At 59.5% G+C, this 15,019-nt stretch carries 13 protein-coding genes and 1 pseudogene; 6 read left to right on the top strand and 8 right to left on the bottom strand.

The window, feature by feature from the left end; genetic code table 11:
- Positions 1–30: 30 nt before the first annotated feature.
- The gene (locus GE253_RS11025; RefSeq protein WP_153204184.1) at positions 31–549 is read right to left on the bottom strand and encodes an AidA/PixA family protein; all 519 of its coding nucleotides are present in this window, start codon (positions 547–549) and stop codon (positions 31–33) included.
- 687 nt (positions 550–1,236) lie between these two features.
- On the opposite strand from GE253_RS11025, the gene GE253_RS11020 reads away from it, so the two are divergent.
- Both GE253_RS11020 and GE253_RS11015 read left to right on the top strand, forming a co-directional pair.
- Entirely contained in the window at positions 1,237–2,079 is an 843-nt protein-coding gene (locus GE253_RS11020) for an SEL1-like repeat protein (RefSeq protein ID WP_153204183.1), read from the top strand.
- A gap of 139 nt (positions 2,080–2,218) precedes the next feature.
- Positions 2,219–3,106, top strand: a complete 888-nt coding sequence (locus GE253_RS11015) for a hypothetical protein (protein ID WP_153204182.1) — start codon at positions 2,219–2,221, stop codon at positions 3,104–3,106.
- A gap of 8 nt (positions 3,107–3,114) precedes the next feature.
- Here the strand turns inward: GE253_RS11015 and GE253_RS11010 are convergent, their stop codons facing one another.
- Positions 3,115–5,178 (bottom strand): methyl-accepting chemotaxis protein, encoded by a 2,064-nt coding sequence (locus tag GE253_RS11010; RefSeq protein WP_173012596.1) that lies wholly within the window; start codon positions 5,176–5,178, stop codon positions 3,115–3,117.
- 316 nt (positions 5,179–5,494) lie between these two features.
- Here GE253_RS11010 and GE253_RS11005 point away from each other — a divergent pair, with 316 nt between their 5' ends.
- Positions 5,495–7,078 carry a hypothetical protein gene (locus GE253_RS11005; RefSeq protein ID WP_153204180.1) on the top strand — a complete coding sequence of 528 codons (1,584 nt, stop codon included), beginning with the start codon at positions 5,495–5,497 and terminating at the stop codon, positions 7,076–7,078.
- 9 nt (positions 7,079–7,087) lie between these two features.
- Here GE253_RS11005 and GE253_RS11000 read toward each other — a convergent pair whose 3' ends face one another.
- Positions 7,088–7,744, bottom strand: a complete 657-nt coding sequence (locus GE253_RS11000) for a glutathione S-transferase family protein (protein ID WP_153204179.1) — start codon at positions 7,742–7,744, stop codon at positions 7,088–7,090.
- A 187-nt stretch (positions 7,745–7,931) separates the two neighbouring features.
- Here GE253_RS11000 and argB point away from each other — a divergent pair, with 187 nt between their 5' ends.
- The 3 genes from argB to GE253_RS10985 all read left to right on the top strand — a co-directional run bounded on the left by argB (position 7,932) and on the right by GE253_RS10985 (position 11,151).
- A complete protein-coding gene (gene argB / locus GE253_RS10995; protein WP_153204178.1) occupies positions 7,932–8,846 on the top strand; it encodes an acetylglutamate kinase in 915 nt (304 codons plus the stop codon).
- 30 nt (positions 8,847–8,876) lie between these two features.
- The gene (locus GE253_RS10990; protein WP_153204177.1) at positions 8,877–9,347 is read left to right on the top strand and encodes an AAA family ATPase; all 471 of its coding nucleotides are present in this window, start codon (positions 8,877–8,879) and stop codon (positions 9,345–9,347) included.
- A gap of 775 nt (positions 9,348–10,122) precedes the next feature.
- Positions 10,123–11,151, top strand: a complete 1,029-nt coding sequence (locus GE253_RS10985; RefSeq protein ID WP_153204176.1) for a hypothetical protein — start codon at positions 10,123–10,125, stop codon at positions 11,149–11,151.
- Positions 11,152–11,409: 258 nt separating this feature from the next.
- Here the strand turns inward: GE253_RS10985 and purH (GE253_RS10980) are convergent.
- From purH (GE253_RS10980) to purH (GE253_RS10960), 5 genes and pseudogenes are all read right to left on the bottom strand, one after another.
- Positions 11,410–11,663, bottom strand: a pseudogene (gene purH, locus GE253_RS10980) (bifunctional phosphoribosylaminoimidazolecarboxamide formyltransferase/IMP cyclohydrolase); the annotation flags it as partial.
- Between the two features lie 35 nt (positions 11,664–11,698).
- Complete coding sequence (locus tag GE253_RS10975; RefSeq protein WP_153204175.1) at positions 11,699–12,052, bottom strand: hypothetical protein; 354 nt, start codon at positions 12,050–12,052, stop codon at positions 11,699–11,701.
- A 199-nt stretch (positions 12,053–12,251) separates the two neighbouring features.
- Positions 12,252–12,611 carry a hypothetical protein gene (locus tag GE253_RS10970; RefSeq protein ID WP_153204174.1) on the bottom strand — a complete coding sequence of 120 codons (360 nt, stop codon included), beginning with the start codon at positions 12,609–12,611 and terminating at the stop codon, positions 12,252–12,254.
- Positions 12,608–13,234, bottom strand: coding sequence for a hypothetical protein (locus tag GE253_RS10965; protein WP_153204173.1), 627 nt, complete (start codon positions 13,232–13,234; stop codon positions 12,608–12,610). Before GE253_RS10965 ends, GE253_RS10970 begins: the two co-directional genes overlap by 4 nt.
- Before the next feature lie 135 nt (positions 13,235–13,369).
- Positions 13,370–14,953: a bifunctional phosphoribosylaminoimidazolecarboxamide formyltransferase/IMP cyclohydrolase gene (purH, locus tag GE253_RS10960; protein ID WP_153204172.1), complete on the bottom strand. Its 1,584-nt coding sequence runs from the start codon at positions 14,951–14,953 to the stop codon at positions 13,370–13,372.
- Between the last annotated feature and the right edge of the window lie 66 nt (positions 14,954–15,019).

The following is a 15,019-nucleotide window of genomic DNA, read 5'->3' as shown; positions in this document are numbered from 1 at the left end:
ACTCCCGGCCCCAAAAGAAGAGAAATATTGTCAATTATTGACAGTAATTTTCGGATCCCAGTTGTAGTATCCAACTACAGAATTGCTGCCGTCCGCATTGATTTGCACCAAGTAGAAACTGACGCCGTAGGATTCCGATCCCGTGGCTTCCACATTTGCTTGAATATATGAAACATCCTCATTTTTCATCGTATACTGAGTGAAATTGCCGGCGTTCGGGATTGGAATAGACTGAGCGTGTGTAGAGTATATGAAGTCAGTGATAACTGTCGGATCAGTAGAATAAATCTTTGTGATGTTGTAAACGATAGCATATACACGCTGATCAGCGTAAAGGGAGACCGTCCACCAGCGAACGACATCATCTTCCTGAGCCCTGATGGTAAGATCACCAGTTGCCTGACCAGAAATGGTGTATTTAGGTTGCGTGATCATGTATGCATAATTGTGACCGATTGGGAGGGGGTTAGAGCTGCTGTTGTTCGGGTTCAAAGCAAGCCCTTGTACTGCCTGGGTGTCGATAACGACATCGATATCAATCGTGCTCATCGCTGCTCTCCTCGTTGCAGATTTCGTTTAGGAAACAATCTCAACCATCACACAATTTCAGGTTTGTGTGATTTTCAACTTACGCGTTTATTGTTATGAATTTATAAAGCTATGTCAAAACCTACTTTAAGTTAAATTCTGATAAATTCTGATAAATTGCATTAAATTATTAATAGATAATTCATATAGTAAATCTATTAACACATAAATTTCGGCAAGCGCTTGAAATATCGTCACGACGATCATGCCAACAGGACGGGAAGGTAAGTGTCTGTCCGGAAAGTTATGGTGCTTTTTGCAACCACACCATCTCACCGCCGTCATTCTCGCAAAGGCAGGAATGACGGTTAAGTAACTGGAAAAGCGTCATAAATTTATGGGCGAACCCAAAAGCCGACCGGCAAGCTTGCGGGGCGGGAGATAGTTGAAAAACTGACCCTGCCCCTTTACATGGCGCCAATTGATACTGAGTTACCTTGATCACTGGCGCCAACATCCGTTGGCCTGGCTTCACGCGGCACGCGCCGTGCGGCGGCAGTCGCCGCCGCACCAAGTTGCGATGAGTTCACCTCATCGCAACTTGGTGTGAGCTACTTCGTTTGGGGGAGGCAATCACACGATAATGGCTGTTTGACAGCCACCCCCTGCAACCTGATGATCCAAGTTAAATCTGAGACGGGATGATCCATGCCTTCCTGCCGCCTGCTTCCCATCCCCGCGCTGTTGGGCTGCCTGTTGCTGGGGGCCTGCGCCGCCCGCCCACCAACAGCCGCCCCGCAAGCGGCCGCCACGCCATCCGCCCCCGCCCTCATTGCCCAGGTGCCGGAAAGCGGCCCGATCATTCTGCCGGCAGAACCACCCGCTACGGTCGCCCTGGTGGCAGAGGGCCGGAAATATCTTCGGGGTGATGGTGTGGCAACGGATGAAAGCCGGGCCTTCGCCCTGTTCCAACAGGCGGCCGATCTGGGCAGCCCGACAGGCCGCTACCGGCTGGGGCTGGTCCATCTGACCAGCCGCGATGGCCGGGCCGATCCACAGAAGGCGGCCCAGCTGATATTGCCGCTGGCACAACAGGGCTATCCGGACGCGGCCTTCCTGCTGGGACTGGTGGCCAGCGGCTTCACCCCCGCCCCCAGCCTGTTACCGGCGTCGGGTGAATCCAGCCTGCGACAGGCCCCCTACTGGTTCAACATTGCCCGCCGGGCCGGACAGGCCAACGCGCGCCGCGCCTATGAACAGCAATTGCTGGCGATGCGGGAGGATGGCGTCATCCCCGCCGGCAGCGGCACCGGCGATGATTTTGCCAACGCCATCCGCTTCAAGGGCAAATTCGCCAGCAGCAAGGAAGGGGTGCCGCTGGAATACCGCACCATCGGCCCCCTGTTCCCCGGCTGGAAGCGGGAGAGCCAAGCCCTGATCGAACAGGAAGGCAAACATTATGATGTGCTGACCCTGGTGAATGAGCACCAGCAGAAGGTGCTGGTCTATTTCGACATCAGCGATTGGGTGGGGTTGGGGGGAGGCCACTGAGCAACAGACGCTCCGTTGGATGGACAGACCCCATCCAAGACTCGCGTTTTTGGATTAAATCCCTTATCGTGCACCCAATGGCTGGAACAGCCCGGAACCGAATGCCCGTTAACCATCCCCAGAGGGGGAGAGTCACGCCATGTCGGTTTCCACTGTCAGCACCACCACACCCCCCACCGACCGCACCAGCCTGCGCGACAAGGATAGCAGCGGCTTTGCCCTGCCCGGCGACGGTGAAGAGATATCGGCCGGGATAAAGCCGGCACCCATTCCTGTCTCCCGCTATGGCGATCTGGGGATGAAGCCGGTCAATCTGGCCCTGGTTCCGGGCATGGAATGGATGGCTGACTATAACCACATGGAAGTCACGGAATATCATGAATCGCTGGCCACCTATCATCGGCGGCTGTTCGACTTTGCCAGCGAGATATTGGGCCGGGATGGCAAGCCGGCGCGGGTTGGCGGCCTCAGCGGCTCTGCCCTGGACATGGTGCGACAGGCGGCAGCGACCCAGGGCATTCTGCCGCCGGAAAAGCCGCGCAGCCTGTTGCTGGAAGAGGCAGCCAGCGGAAAATCGGCTTCCCCCCTTTCTGAGAACGCAGCGAGGGGCGATACCGACGTGGGCATCATCACAATTATGCTCCCCGCAGAGGAAGGCGGCGGGGAGCAGCATATCTTGGTTGATCCAGCGCAGTGGAAAGGTCTGGCGGCACAACATCCCCCCACGGCGGTGGCCAGCCTGCTGAATATGCTGGATAATTCGGCCAAGGCGGTAAAGCTCAACGACACCATGCTGCACGGCCTGTTCGGCAAATTCATGCAGGCGAACAGCGATGAGGGCCAAACCTGGCACGACAAGCCTGTCAGCCGCTATGGCTATAGCCTGCCGGGGACATCTGATCGAACCGGTCCAGCCTTCATGGTGGAAGCCTATCACGGTGCGGCCCTGTCACCCGAAAAGGCCATGGGGCTGGCTGCTGGATTGCTGCGCCTCGCCCAGGCCGCCGCACCGGGCGGCAACCGGTAGGGGGAGCGTCACCCCATCGCGTCCAGGATTTTCAACTGCTCAATATAGTGGCGGTTCTGCTGCAACATACCGGTTTGCGCCTGCACGCTGCCAATCGCCTCGGCAACATTGCGCTTCACGGCATCCACCTGGCGCATCACCTGATCCACATTGTTCAGCAGGCTGACATTGCTGCCAGCGATCTGGTCCAGCGTGCTGCCGGTCTCGGTAATACGCGCGCCCAGCGCGCCGACAGAATGGTGGATATCACTGATCGCCGCCTGGGTATTGCCCAGCGTCGCCTTGGTATCATTGGCCAGTTTGCGCACCTCTGCCGCCACCACGGCGAAACCCTTGCCGGCCTCCCCTGCCCGCGCCGCTTCGATGGTGGCATTCAGGGCCAGCAGGTTGGTCTGGCCGGCAATTCCATCAATCACCCGCAGCACACCTTCGACATTCAGCAGCACCTCCCCCAGGCGGGCAAACTCCCCCTCCATCTCCGCCTTGCGTTTTTCCTGCCCCTGAAAGGTGGCTGCATGGCCATGCAGGCCGGTCTGGATGGCCGACATGCAGCCATCCACATGGTCGGCATAGGCCGTCATTTTCTCCATCAGCCCGCTCAAGGCGGTGATCGCTTCCACCTGAACAATCAGATTATGAATCAGCTTCTGGCGAATACAGTTCAGCATAGACAGCCGATTCAGCCGTGTTTCGGTGAAATAGGATTTGAAGCGGGCATAATGAATGGGGAAACGGTCAGCAATGTCATCATGAAAATCACCCTTCTCATTATCGAAAAAAAAGACGGCTGACAGGGTTTGATTGATATTTATTCCCAGTAATTCCCCAAAGGTAGAAAACCCTGCCACTGTTACATCATCAAATACCCGCACCTGTCCCAAGGCGCCGGCATTGTTCAGCCGGCGCAGGATACAGTCATTCAGGATGCCGCCCAGTGGCTTGGGCTTGCCACGCAGGAATGAGCGGAAATCCTGCTCCGTCTGTCCAACAAAATCCGTGCCTTCCACCAGATGCAACTGGTCGCCGGCACTGACATCACAATAAAAATGCGCCTTGCCGGTCGCTTCTTCAAAACCGGAAACGGAGCGGACAAACAGTTCGCCATCCAGTTCGATGGCAAACGTATAGCGGGAAAGTTTGGCGGACAGTTCCGCCGGGCGGCATTTCAACGCGCCGCACAGCGCATCAGCAAAACTCTGTACCGCCAAGCTGTCGCCATCAATCACGCTGCTGACGGTCCGAGCGACCGGATCGGCATCCAGCACCGAAAAGGAAATGCCGGTGCGACGGAAATTCTGCGTCTTGAACACGCCATACCGCTTGCCCGGCGCCAGTTTCAGAAAGGCGATGACGGCATGGTTTTCCAGCACGCGGCTGCCGTCATAAAGCCAGGTATGCTGGAAATCCAGCTTGCCCCCGGCAGAGCCGCCCAGAAACAGAACAGGGAAGCGGCTGGTCTGATAGACAGCCTCCATCAGGTAATTCTCGCTGGCCGACAGACCATCGATGAAGGTCAACGCCAGGCTGTCCCGGCTGTCCAACGCGAAGGGCGGGGTAATGGCGGACAGGTCGGCCGCGATGGCCGCCACCCGCTGATCCTGGCTCAGCGTCGGCTTGCCGGCCCGGATGTCCTGGCAGTGCAACGGCACCGCGCGCACATCCACAGCCGCCAGCAGATCACTGGCGAAGGATTGCAGCACGATATCATCCCAGGCGCCGTCGGCCGGACTGTAAAGCCGGCCACCCTGGGAGCATAGTTCCCCCGCCGTCGTCATCAGGATCAGCTTCGTTTCGGCCGCAACAGCACGGCGGACCCGCTCGGCGATGCCGCGGAAATCCAGATGCGGGGAAACAAAGCCCAGCACCAGGGCGGGGGCCTTACCATCGAACTGCAATGCCGCAAGATCATCCGCCGACAAGGCGGTGGAACGGGTGCGGAGCGTGCGCACCATCTCGGCCGGGACAGGGGCCGAGACCGGAACAGGGGAAATCACAGAGGGGGAAACCGGCTGATTTTGACGGATAGCAGCCTCGGCCGCCGGGCTCTTCAGCAAACGGTTGATCAGGCTCATTTCAGTCCCCCCAAATATCAATGGCTTACATCGACATGCCGCACAGCAGTCGGCACAAAATATGACCACACACCATGAAATATCGAACAAGACAGCGGATTTTACCATCTATGCTGATGATCATAAATTTTGGTGTTTCCATGTTTTCTTATAAAGACTGACTACGATGTTGTTTTTGTCACTTAACAATTTATCACCCCCTGATGATCCGGCGGACGACGTGCCCACGGCCGCAGCCGGCAAGCGGGTTGCGTCAGCACGGCGGCGCCCTTATGGTCGGCCCCAGCCCTTGCGCCGATCAGGAAAGCCGCCGCCCGTGCCCGCCATGACGCTGACCGCCCTGTTGAAAAAGATTGCCCGGCAGATGACCGTGGGCACCCTGTCCCCCTTGCCGCCCGGCTTGTCCGAGCAGCTGCTGGAGGTGCCGGAGCTGCTGGAGGAACTGCTGTTCCTGTTCAGTGAAGAATTTGAAAAGCCGAAGCCCAACCGGAAACTTCTCGCCCTGTGCAGCCACCTGCTGGGCGATGTGATGATGATCCTGGCCCAACTGGGCAAGAAGGGCGCCAAACCCGCGCGCCACCTGCGTGATCAGGTCCGGCAAATGCTGGAGGAAGGGCTGGCCGGCCCGGAATTCGCGCTGGAACTGCTGCGTACTGCTCAGAGCACCGGTTTTGACCTGGAAATCGACCTGACGGGGGAGATGCAGGACATGGCCCCTGCCGTCCCGTCCACACCGGAAAACCCGGTGGATCAGATCCAGGCCCTGGTCCAAGCCTTCACCGGCCTGCTGGCGGAGGCCCAAGGCGATATCTTCGCCGCCTATGAACAGATAGCCCCGCTGATCACCGGCATCCCGGCGGAGGCGCGCAGCGCCATGGGGGATATTCTGCTGACCAACCCGGACAGCACGCCCTTGCGGGAACTGGCGCTGGCCTGGCTGCTGGACCCGGATGCCGGCATCCGGCAGCAGGCGGTCAGCCTGTTGCAGCAGACGGCGGAAAAGGGCGTGCTGCCGCCCAACAGCCTGCGCCGGCTGATCCTGCTGCGCAACATGCTGCCGGACTCCTTGCGGGCCGGGGTGGATGCCACCATCCGTGCCGCCCGGCTGAAGGGGATCGAATGCCCGCCCAGCGGCCCCGGCGTGGTGCCGGAGGCGGTATTCGCCTCTGGCTTTGACGGGGCGGGGGCGCAGAGCCTGTTCATGCTGCTAAAGCAGGGGCGGAAATATGTCATCGTCTCCCTGCTGTTCAAGCACGGGGTTGGCATCCGCGATGCCTGGTGCGGTGAAGCAATGACCCGCAAGGCCGCCACCGCCATGCTGGACCAGATCGACGAACAGCTGGGCCTGCTGGAAAGCAATGTCGATTATCTGACCATGGCGCTGGGCCATTTCCTGGCCGTCGGGGCAGATGCCGAAACCCCGCCCCCTTTCAGCCTGCTGTCGGTGCTGGAAACCCTGGCCCTGCCCCCGCCCGCCCCCGCCATCCGGGATACCGAGAACCTGCTGGAAGCACTGCTTCCCGCCAACCAGCCAGCGGATATCCAGGCGCAGGCCCTCGCCGGCTCTGCCGATTGGGTGAACGACATCCCCCTCACTCTGTCCTGGTTTGAGGATGTGCCGGCAGTGGATGATCTGTTGCGCGGCCGCCGGCTGGGCGTGGAGAAGCAGCGCACCCTGATCCTGACCCAATTGCTGCCGCAGCGGCGCAACCATTGGGCCCGTCTGCTGGCCTGGACCGCCACCACCGGCAAGGGGGACTGGAATGGCGTCACCGCCACCGACATGGCCCTGGTGGCCCGGTCACTGTTGACCGGTGCCGATCTGGATACCATCCCCGTCATGGCCGATATCGCCCAGCAGACGGTACTGGCCTGGCGCTCCGCCAATGGCAAAGGCTGAGACGCCGCGTCAGGGATCATCATAATCGGCGGGGAAATGCCGATCCCACAGCGCGCGCAGGCGGGGATCGGCCTCCACCTTCTCCGCCACCGCGACGATGCCCGGCGCCACGGTGCGGATCGCCCCCCGCCCTGGGCGCCAGCGCGTCAACATGGCGATATAGAGGTCCAGCACCGTCCAATCCGGCGTGCCCAGGGCCCAGCCACCGGGGGTGGGTGCCAAACCCGCCTCCACATTGGCCCAACAGGCCAGTGTGCGGTCAATGGTGGCCTGTTTCAGTTCCGCCTGCGCCGCTTCCCCCGTCACCCAGCGATCACAGAAATCGCCCACCGTATACATGGGATAGATGGCGGCCGGCAGATAGACCAGCCAGCGCAGGAACAACGGCCGCCGCGGGTCGCCCGGTGCCGGCGCCAGCGCGCCCGGATGGCGTTCCAGCAGCCAGAGCAGAATGGCCACCGTCTCTGTCAGCACCGTACCGTCGGGCAGGCGCAGGGTCGGCACCTGGCCCAGCGGGTTCAGTGCGCACAAATCCTCAAGTGCGGGGGAAGGCGTCCAAGGCTCGACCTCCACATAATCGTAATCTTCACCCAGTAGGATCAGTGCCGCTTCCACCACGGCGGAGCCACAACCGACACACCCATAGAGAAGCGGTTTCCCCGTCATCGCATCCTCCCCCCGCCTTCTCGCGCCAACAGCCGATGCAGCATCGGAACATAAAGCGAACAGTCATGCAAGGGGAAGAAATGTGACAAGGTGATTGGCGGATTGCCCCAACCCCCCGCTGGTGTTAGACACTCGCCCGTTTACCCATCATCATGGCCCACTTCGAACAGACCGGAGCCCGCACGAGATGACCGCACCCGCCGCCACGACGATCAGCCGCGAGGAATGGCTGAACAAGGCCCGGACCCTGTCGGAAGCCCTGCCCTATATGCGCCGTTACGACGGTAAGATCGTCGTGGTGAAATATGGCGGCCACGCCATGGGCAACCCGGAGTTGGCGCGCCGTTTCGCCAATGACATCGTGCTGCTGAAGCAGGTGGGCGCCTACCCGATTGTGGTGCATGGCGGCGGGCCGCAGATCGGCAATATGCTGGATCGCTTGCAGATCAAGTCTGAATTCATCGACGGGCTGCGCGTCACCGACAAAGCGACGATGGAGATCGCGGAGATGGTGCTGTCCGGCTCCATCAACAAGGAGATCGTGGCCCTGATCAACGATGCCGGCGGCGATGCCATCGGCCTGTCGGGCAAGGATGACGACCTGATCGAGGCGCGCAAGGCCACCCGCACCAAGCGCGACCCGGACAGCAATATTGAAAAGGTGGTCGATCTGGGCTTTGTGGGGGAGCCGTTCCGCATCAACCCGGAAATCCTGCACAAGCTGCGCCATGCCGGCTTCATCCCGGTGATTGCCCCCATCGGCATCGGGGAAGATGGCCAGACCTATAACATCAACGCCGACACCGCCGCCGGTGCCATCGCCGCCGCGATGGGCGCGATGCGCCTGCTGTTGCTGACCGATGTGGCCGGCTTCCTGGACAAGGACAAGAATCTGGTGACGGAGCTGTCGCTGGAGGCGGCCAAGGCTGCCATCGCCGACGGCACCGCCTTTGGCGGCATGATCCCCAAGCTGGAAACTTGCATCGATACGGTGGATGGCGGGGTGGAAGGGGCGGTCATTCTTGACGGCCGCGTTCCCCATGCCATTCTGCTGGAAATCTTCACCGAAGGCGGGGCCGGCACCCTGATCGGGAAGAAGTAATTTCCAAACCGGGGGCCCGTGGCTTCAAGGATGACAGCCAGCCTGCACCTGATCGATGGCCCGGCCGGGGCCGGCAAATCCGCCTATGCCAGGAAACTGGCGGCGGAATTGCCGGCCCTTTTTCTGTGCCGTGACCTTGCCATGGCCGAGCTGTTCACCGCCACGGCACCGGCAGCCCTGGACCCCGCCTGGCTGGCCGCAAAGGCGGCCCAGTGCGAGGGGCATCTCTGGTCCGTGGCGGAAAGCACCCTGGCGGCGGGTGATGCCGTGGTGCTGAACCTCGGCCCCCTGCAGCCCCACCAGCGACAGGCAGCCCTGTTCCGCACCCGTGGCAAGGGGGCAAGCCTGCATTTCCACCAGCCCACCGGCCCGCTGGCCGACCGTTGGGCGCGGGTGCAGGTACAAACCAGCCCCCACCCCTGCCCGCCGGTTGACCCGACCGGGTTTTATGCGCCGCCGACGCTGGACGAGTTGGCGGCGGCCTATGCGATGGCGTTGTGAGGGGGTGGGTATACAGTCCAGCCCCGGTAAGGTTTAACAAGGAACCACGGTAGCAGCCATATTAAACCTTATCAATGAACCGTAGCTATCTCTGCCACGCTGTTCGCCAGAGCTTGACCCGGCTGCCCAGCCCTTTCGAGTCAACCGCCTGACGGCGAGAAATTGGCTCTCCACTTTTTCAGGGCAAGTACATGTGTCGGTTCCGCTTTGCACGCCGATATGGCCGTTCACGAAGATTGTTATGGCTGCTGGAAGCAGACCTTGGGCTTATCCCGATTTTTAGCATCCTTATGGTGTATCTTCCTGACAAGAAGAGCGGTTTAGTTGTGCTTTAGCTGAAGCTTTAAGCAGGGCTACCACATCATCAAGCTGCAACCTGAGCGAAAAAATCTGGCACAGCCTATTGAATCGGTTGGCGGCGTGCGTTCGGGGGATGTCCAGTTTGCTGGGGCTCAGGGTCAGGGCCAATCCCCCGAACTCTGCGAATGGGAGGTTCGATTGTCATTCGGCTGGTTTCAGAGACATGACGACAAACACTTCGATAGGCCTGTTGGTGAGAGTCCGTCTGAGAATTTTTCCTTATTTTTCAAAATGTTAATGTTTCAATCCGTTCACCCCGGCGAAGGCCGGGATCCAGTTCGTAGAGCAAAGCGCCTGTGATTCTGGACCCCGGCCTTCGCCGGGGCGACGGTAGCGTTTAAAGATTAAGACGTGTAAGACATTGAGATAACGTGAAACTTCCCGGACGGACCCTTACGAGCGCTGGAGGCTAGGTTTGACCCAGGATGTGAAAAGCGTAGCCGCCCAAGATCTTTCAAGTATTTCGGAAACGCTCGCCGACCGCTATCGTGTCGGCGTCGGCGGCCAAACCCATTGGCTGACCTATCACCTTCACAAAGGTCGCGTAACGGAGTTTGGCGAAGCCCTTGTCTGCGCTTTGGCTTCCTGCGAGTATCGGTTATCTGGTTTGGGCAAGCGTCTGGTCGATGAACTGATCGATACGAGATATACCCCTACAGCGCAGGACCCCGTGGCATGGAGAGCGGGCTTCCAGCAACTGCTGCAGAAGTTCGCCGAAATCTTGGTGCTTAGGGTGTTGCTCGAAGCACCTTGGCCCGCAACCGCACAATTCCAGCATGAACCAGCCAATCCCACTACCGGTCGCCGGCCAGAACTCGCCGTTGAACTCGAAGAGCGTGTCTATCTATTCGAGGTCAAATGCCCCTCCCTCGTCGATCATCAGGCGGCACGGGGTGCGAATCCGCTACAGATCCCCGCCCGCTCCGTACTGGGAGATACCCTTCGCGCCAACCCGGATCCAAACGAGCCCGTCACGTGGCCTCGTGACAACGTCCTAAAGGATTTTCTCGAAAGCGCCAATGACAAGTTCTCCGGCTTCTCCGCGAAGGAGACGATTGGCGTGCTCGTCGTTTTCTGGGACGCCTATGTGTATGAACCCATTTCGGCGCTAAACTACCTGCGATCAGGTCTGCTGACCGAGCACTCCTTTTATCAGGTAAATGGTGTGCGGGTCCCGTTCGACGCTGTCGATGGGGTGATCATCATGAATCATCTCGCAGTGCTCCATGCCGGCGCGCAGGAGCAGGGTCACGCGCATAGGCCGGGCTATTTTCGGCTCGATCATGTTGATGGAGGCCTGCCGAACGTCTGGTGTCAGAATATCGGCGGCACGCAGCTCGATGCATTTCTGATGGAAGCGCTCGACGCCATTCCCGTCGAGGACGCGGAGCCGGTGGAGTACCAGCCTCACGAGATCATTGTGTGGATCAACCTACCAGATTGATCGACGGTTTCCCCGCGCACCATAAGCTTTCACCAGGAAAGCGCTCAAGAGACTTGCCTCCCTTAGTCGCATTCCAATCTACCTCATGAACACCTGCAATGGGGCCGCTGACCGAACGTCGGCTTTCTCAGTTTCCCGGCCGGAACCGGACAGTCAGCAGACGGCCCCAATTCAGCCCCTCCCATCAGACAGCCCAAACAAAAAAGCCGGGGCGCTGCCCTGTGGCCACGCCCCTTTCCTCACACCAGCCCTACAGCATCAATGCTGGAAGTGGCGCATCCCGGTGAACAACCATGGCCACGCCGCCGCGATCACCTCAGCGTCGCGCACGGAGCCACCGGGCTGGGGATCACCGCCGTCACGCCAACGTCAGCGGCGGCCAGCAGGCCGTCGGCGAAGGAGAAGAAGGCGTCGGACGCCATCACTGAACCTTTCGTGCCGGCCTCGGCCAGACCGGCGGCGTCGGCGGATTTCCAGGCGGCGATGCGGCTGCTGTCCATCCGGCTCACCTGTCTGACCCGATGCGTTGCAGAACAATATGCAGAGTTTAGGCCGGATCGGTACAGCGTACCGGGGCATCCGTATGCTGGCGGATCACTTTTGTTACCGCCTCGATAAGGTCAGCAGCCTGCGCGCACGTGCCATATAGCAGGAACATGTATTCGGTGTTTGCGGCAATATCTTGCGCTCTCTTTGGATAATATTCTGGGTTCTTGAGTAGCATTGCCTCTACATCTTCCAGAATGGCACTCGCCATTGCCGGGTTTGCTGTTGCAACCGAAATCTCCGATGCCGGAGGAGGCACCGGAGAGGGAACGGTTCTGAAATTTGAGAAAAAAGCCGCGCCAACACAAAGTAAAAATATCGAAAACGCTCCACCCCAGACAAAAATCTTTTTCATTTTCCAAACACCCGCGCAAGCCATCCGCCGATAGTATTATTAGCAGCACCAATAATGTCCATGGTTCCAAGGCCATTTTCTAGTGGCAGAAATTTATCTTCATCCACTTAAGGCACTTAAATGCCAAGATGGGCTATCATGTCTGGTACAGTGTTTAAATGCGCTGTACCTTGCCCCACAGCAACACATTACTGGTGTCTCAAGCCGGATCGGTACAGCGTACCGGCGCGTCCGTATGTCGGCGGATCACTTTTGTTAAATCTGCAATTAACTCTGCTGCTTGGGCGCATGTCCCATTGAGCCGGAAATAATATTCCGTATTGGAGGCCGTTCCCTGCAATGCTCTCAGCGGATAATAATGTGGATTTTGAAGAAGCATAGTTCCCACCTCCTCGGTAATTGCACTTCCCATCGCCGCGTCTGCTATCTCCAAAGAAATTTCAGATGCCGGAGGAGGCACATGTGCAGGAACTATCTCAAAGGCCGAAAAAAACAAGCCCGCACCAAGAACACCCAAGATAAGAATAAGCGCACCACCCCAGACAAGATGCTTTTTCATCTGTCAAAAACCCGTGTCAGCCACCCGCCAATCGTATTCTTATCGGTTCCAATGACATCACTGGTCCCAAGTCCATTTTTCAAAAGGTTGTATTTTCCACTATCCGCCGAGGGAATATGCACCCGGAGATGTGCCGCCAGGTCAGGCAATGTGTTCAACTGCGCCGTACCTTGCCCCACAGCAACACCTTGCCGGGCTCGGACTGTTTTGGACGCCGACAGACGGGCACCACCTGCCTTTGCCAAACGATGCCAAAGGAACTGGATACTCCACGCAACAATATCCGTTTCCACGCTGGATACATAAACCTGCGGCGAAACCTCCCCATAGGTAATTTCCAGTTTTGGCCCATCTGAACCACGGCCAACACTGATAGGAGCAAATGTTCGACGAACGTAACGTCGTTCCCAGAATTCTCGCTCCAACGCCCTTTGGGTTGTCAGGATGGACTCAGGTTTGCCGTTAGCTGTTGCCCTCGACATTACTTGATAGTTGAAATCGTGCCCACCAGCCTCGATGGCAAATGTCTCCACGGAAATTTTCTTTCCCGCTAAAAAATGAACATATTGTCCAGAGTTCACTTCTGGCCCGCGAATGTAAATTTCTCCCTCGATGATCTTCATACCAACCACCCATTTACGAGAAATTCGGTGGAAAAAATATCAGATGTGGCCACAACCCACAGTCACAAATAGGCATTACCCCGAATGCCGATCACCAGAAGAAGGAGCGGCCCCAGCGGGCCGCTCCCCAACCCCTCAATGCCGGAAGTGGCGCATCCCGGTGAACACCATGGCCAGCCCGCGCTCATCCGCGGCCGCGATCACCTCGGCGTCGCGCATGGAGCCGCCGGGCTGGATCACTGCCGTCACGCCGGCGTCAGCGGCGGCCAGCAACCCGTCGGCGAAGGGGAAGAAGGCGTCGGAGGCCACCACTGAACCTTTCGTGCCGGCCTCGGCCAGACCGGCGGCCTTGGCGGCGTCGGCGGATTTCCAGGCGGCGATCCGGCTGCTGTCCACCCGGCTCATCTGGCCGGCACCGATGCCCACCGTCGCACCCGCCTTGGCATAGACGATGGCGTTGGACTTCACATGCTTGCCCACGCGGAAAGCGAACAGCAGGTCGGCCAGTTCAGCCTCGGTCGGGGCGCGCTTGGTGACGATCTTCAGGTCGGCCTGGGTGATGCGGCCATTGTCGCGCGTCTGCACCAGATAGCCGCCGGCCACCGACTTCACGAACAGGCCGGGTTCCGCCGGGTTGGGCATGGAGCCGGTCAGCAGCACGCGCAGGTTCTTCTTGGTGGCCAGGAACGCCTTGGCCGCCTCGTCCGCATCCGGGGCGATCACCACTTCGGCGAACAGCTTGGCGATCTGTTCCGCCGTGGCGGCGTCCAGCGTGCGGTTCATGGCGATGATGCCACCAAAGGCCGATACCGGGTCACAGGCCAGCGCGCGCGTGTAGGCATCCAGCAGATTGTCGCCCTCGGCCACGCCGCAGGGGTTGGCGTGCTTGATGATGGCGATGGCCGGGCGGTCGAATTCCGACACCAGTTCGAACGCCGCATCCGTGTCGTTCAGGTTGTTGTAGGAGAGTTCCTTGCCCTGAAGCTGGGTGGCGGTGGCGATGCCGGGGCGCTGGGCACCGGTGGTGTAGAAGGCGGCGGACTGGTGCGGATTCTCACCATAGCGCAGGGTCTGGCGCAGTTCGCCGCCAAAGGTCAGGCGCTGGGGATAATCCTCGCCCAACTGGCCGGCGAACCAGCGGGAAATGGCGGCATCATAGGCACCGGTACGGGCATAGGCCTTGGCGGCCAGCTTGCGGCGGAAGCCCAGCGTGGTCTGGCCGTCATTGCCTTCCAACTGGGCGATCAGCTCGGCATAGTCGGACGCATCCGTCACCACGGCAACGAAATCATGGTTCTTGGCGGCACCCCGGATCAGCGACGGGCCGCCAATGTCGATATTCTCGATGCAGGTTTCAAAATCCGCCCCCTTGGCCACGGTGGCCTCGAACGGGTAGAGGTTCACCACCACCAGATCGATGCCGGGGATGTCGTGGGCCGTCATGGCATCGGTATGGGTGGGGAAATCGCGGCGGGCGAGGATGCCGCCATGGATCTTGGGGTGCAAGGTCTTCACCCGCCCATCCATCATTTCCGGGAAACCGGTATGGTCCGACACCTCGGTCACGGCAATGCCGGCATCGGCCAGCGCCTTGGCCGACCCGCCGGTGGAGAGGATCTGCACCCCAATGGCGGCCAGGGCGCGGCCCAGATCGATCAGGCCCGTCTTGTCGGAAACGGAAATGATGGCGCGGCGGATGGGAACAAGATCGATGGTCATGGCTGTAAACCCTGGGATGGAAAAGAAGCCGGGCCGATCCATATGGACCGGCCCGGACGGTTAGTG

Source organism: Niveispirillum sp. SYP-B3756 (assembly GCF_009495745.1).
In the GTDB taxonomy this organism is placed as follows: Bacteria; Pseudomonadota; Alphaproteobacteria; order Azospirillales; family Azospirillaceae; genus Niveispirillum.
The sequence above is the reverse complement of the archived record's forward strand: the minus strand, read 5'-3'. Positions and strand labels throughout refer to the sequence as shown.

What these genes read in the sequence shown, in the direction of transcription:
- GE253_RS11025 (WP_153204184.1), bottom strand. Translation starts at nt 549, where the DNA reads ATGAGCACGATTGATATCGATGTCGTTATCGACACCCAGGCAGTACAA.
- GE253_RS11020 (WP_153204183.1), top strand. Translation starts at nt 1,237, where the DNA reads ATGCCTTCCTGCCGCCTGCTTCCCATCCCCGCGCTGTTGGGCTGCCTG.
- GE253_RS11015 (WP_153204182.1), top strand. Translation starts at nt 2,219, where the DNA reads ATGTCGGTTTCCACTGTCAGCACCACCACACCCCCCACCGACCGCACC.
- GE253_RS11010 (WP_173012596.1), bottom strand. Translation starts at nt 5,178, where the DNA reads ATGAGCCTGATCAACCGTTTGCTGAAGAGCCCGGCGGCCGAGGCTGCT.
- GE253_RS11000 (WP_153204179.1), bottom strand. Translation starts at nt 7,744, where the DNA reads ATGACGGGGAAACCGCTTCTCTATGGGTGTGTCGGTTGTGGCTCCGCC.
- argB (WP_153204178.1), top strand. Translation starts at nt 7,932, where the DNA reads ATGACCGCACCCGCCGCCACGACGATCAGCCGCGAGGAATGGCTGAAC.
- GE253_RS10990 (WP_153204177.1), top strand. Translation starts at nt 8,877, where the DNA reads ATGACAGCCAGCCTGCACCTGATCGATGGCCCGGCCGGGGCCGGCAAA.
- GE253_RS10975 (WP_153204175.1), bottom strand. Translation starts at nt 12,052, where the DNA reads ATGAAAAAGATTTTTGTCTGGGGTGGAGCGTTTTCGATATTTTTACTT.
- GE253_RS10970 (WP_153204174.1), bottom strand. Translation starts at nt 12,611, where the DNA reads ATGAAAAAGCATCTTGTCTGGGGTGGTGCGCTTATTCTTATCTTGGGT.
- GE253_RS10965 (WP_153204173.1), bottom strand. Translation starts at nt 13,234, where the DNA reads ATGAAGATCATCGAGGGAGAAATTTACATTCGCGGGCCAGAAGTGAAC.
- purH (WP_153204172.1), bottom strand. Translation starts at nt 14,953, where the DNA reads ATGACCATCGATCTTGTTCCCATCCGCCGCGCCATCATTTCCGTTTCC.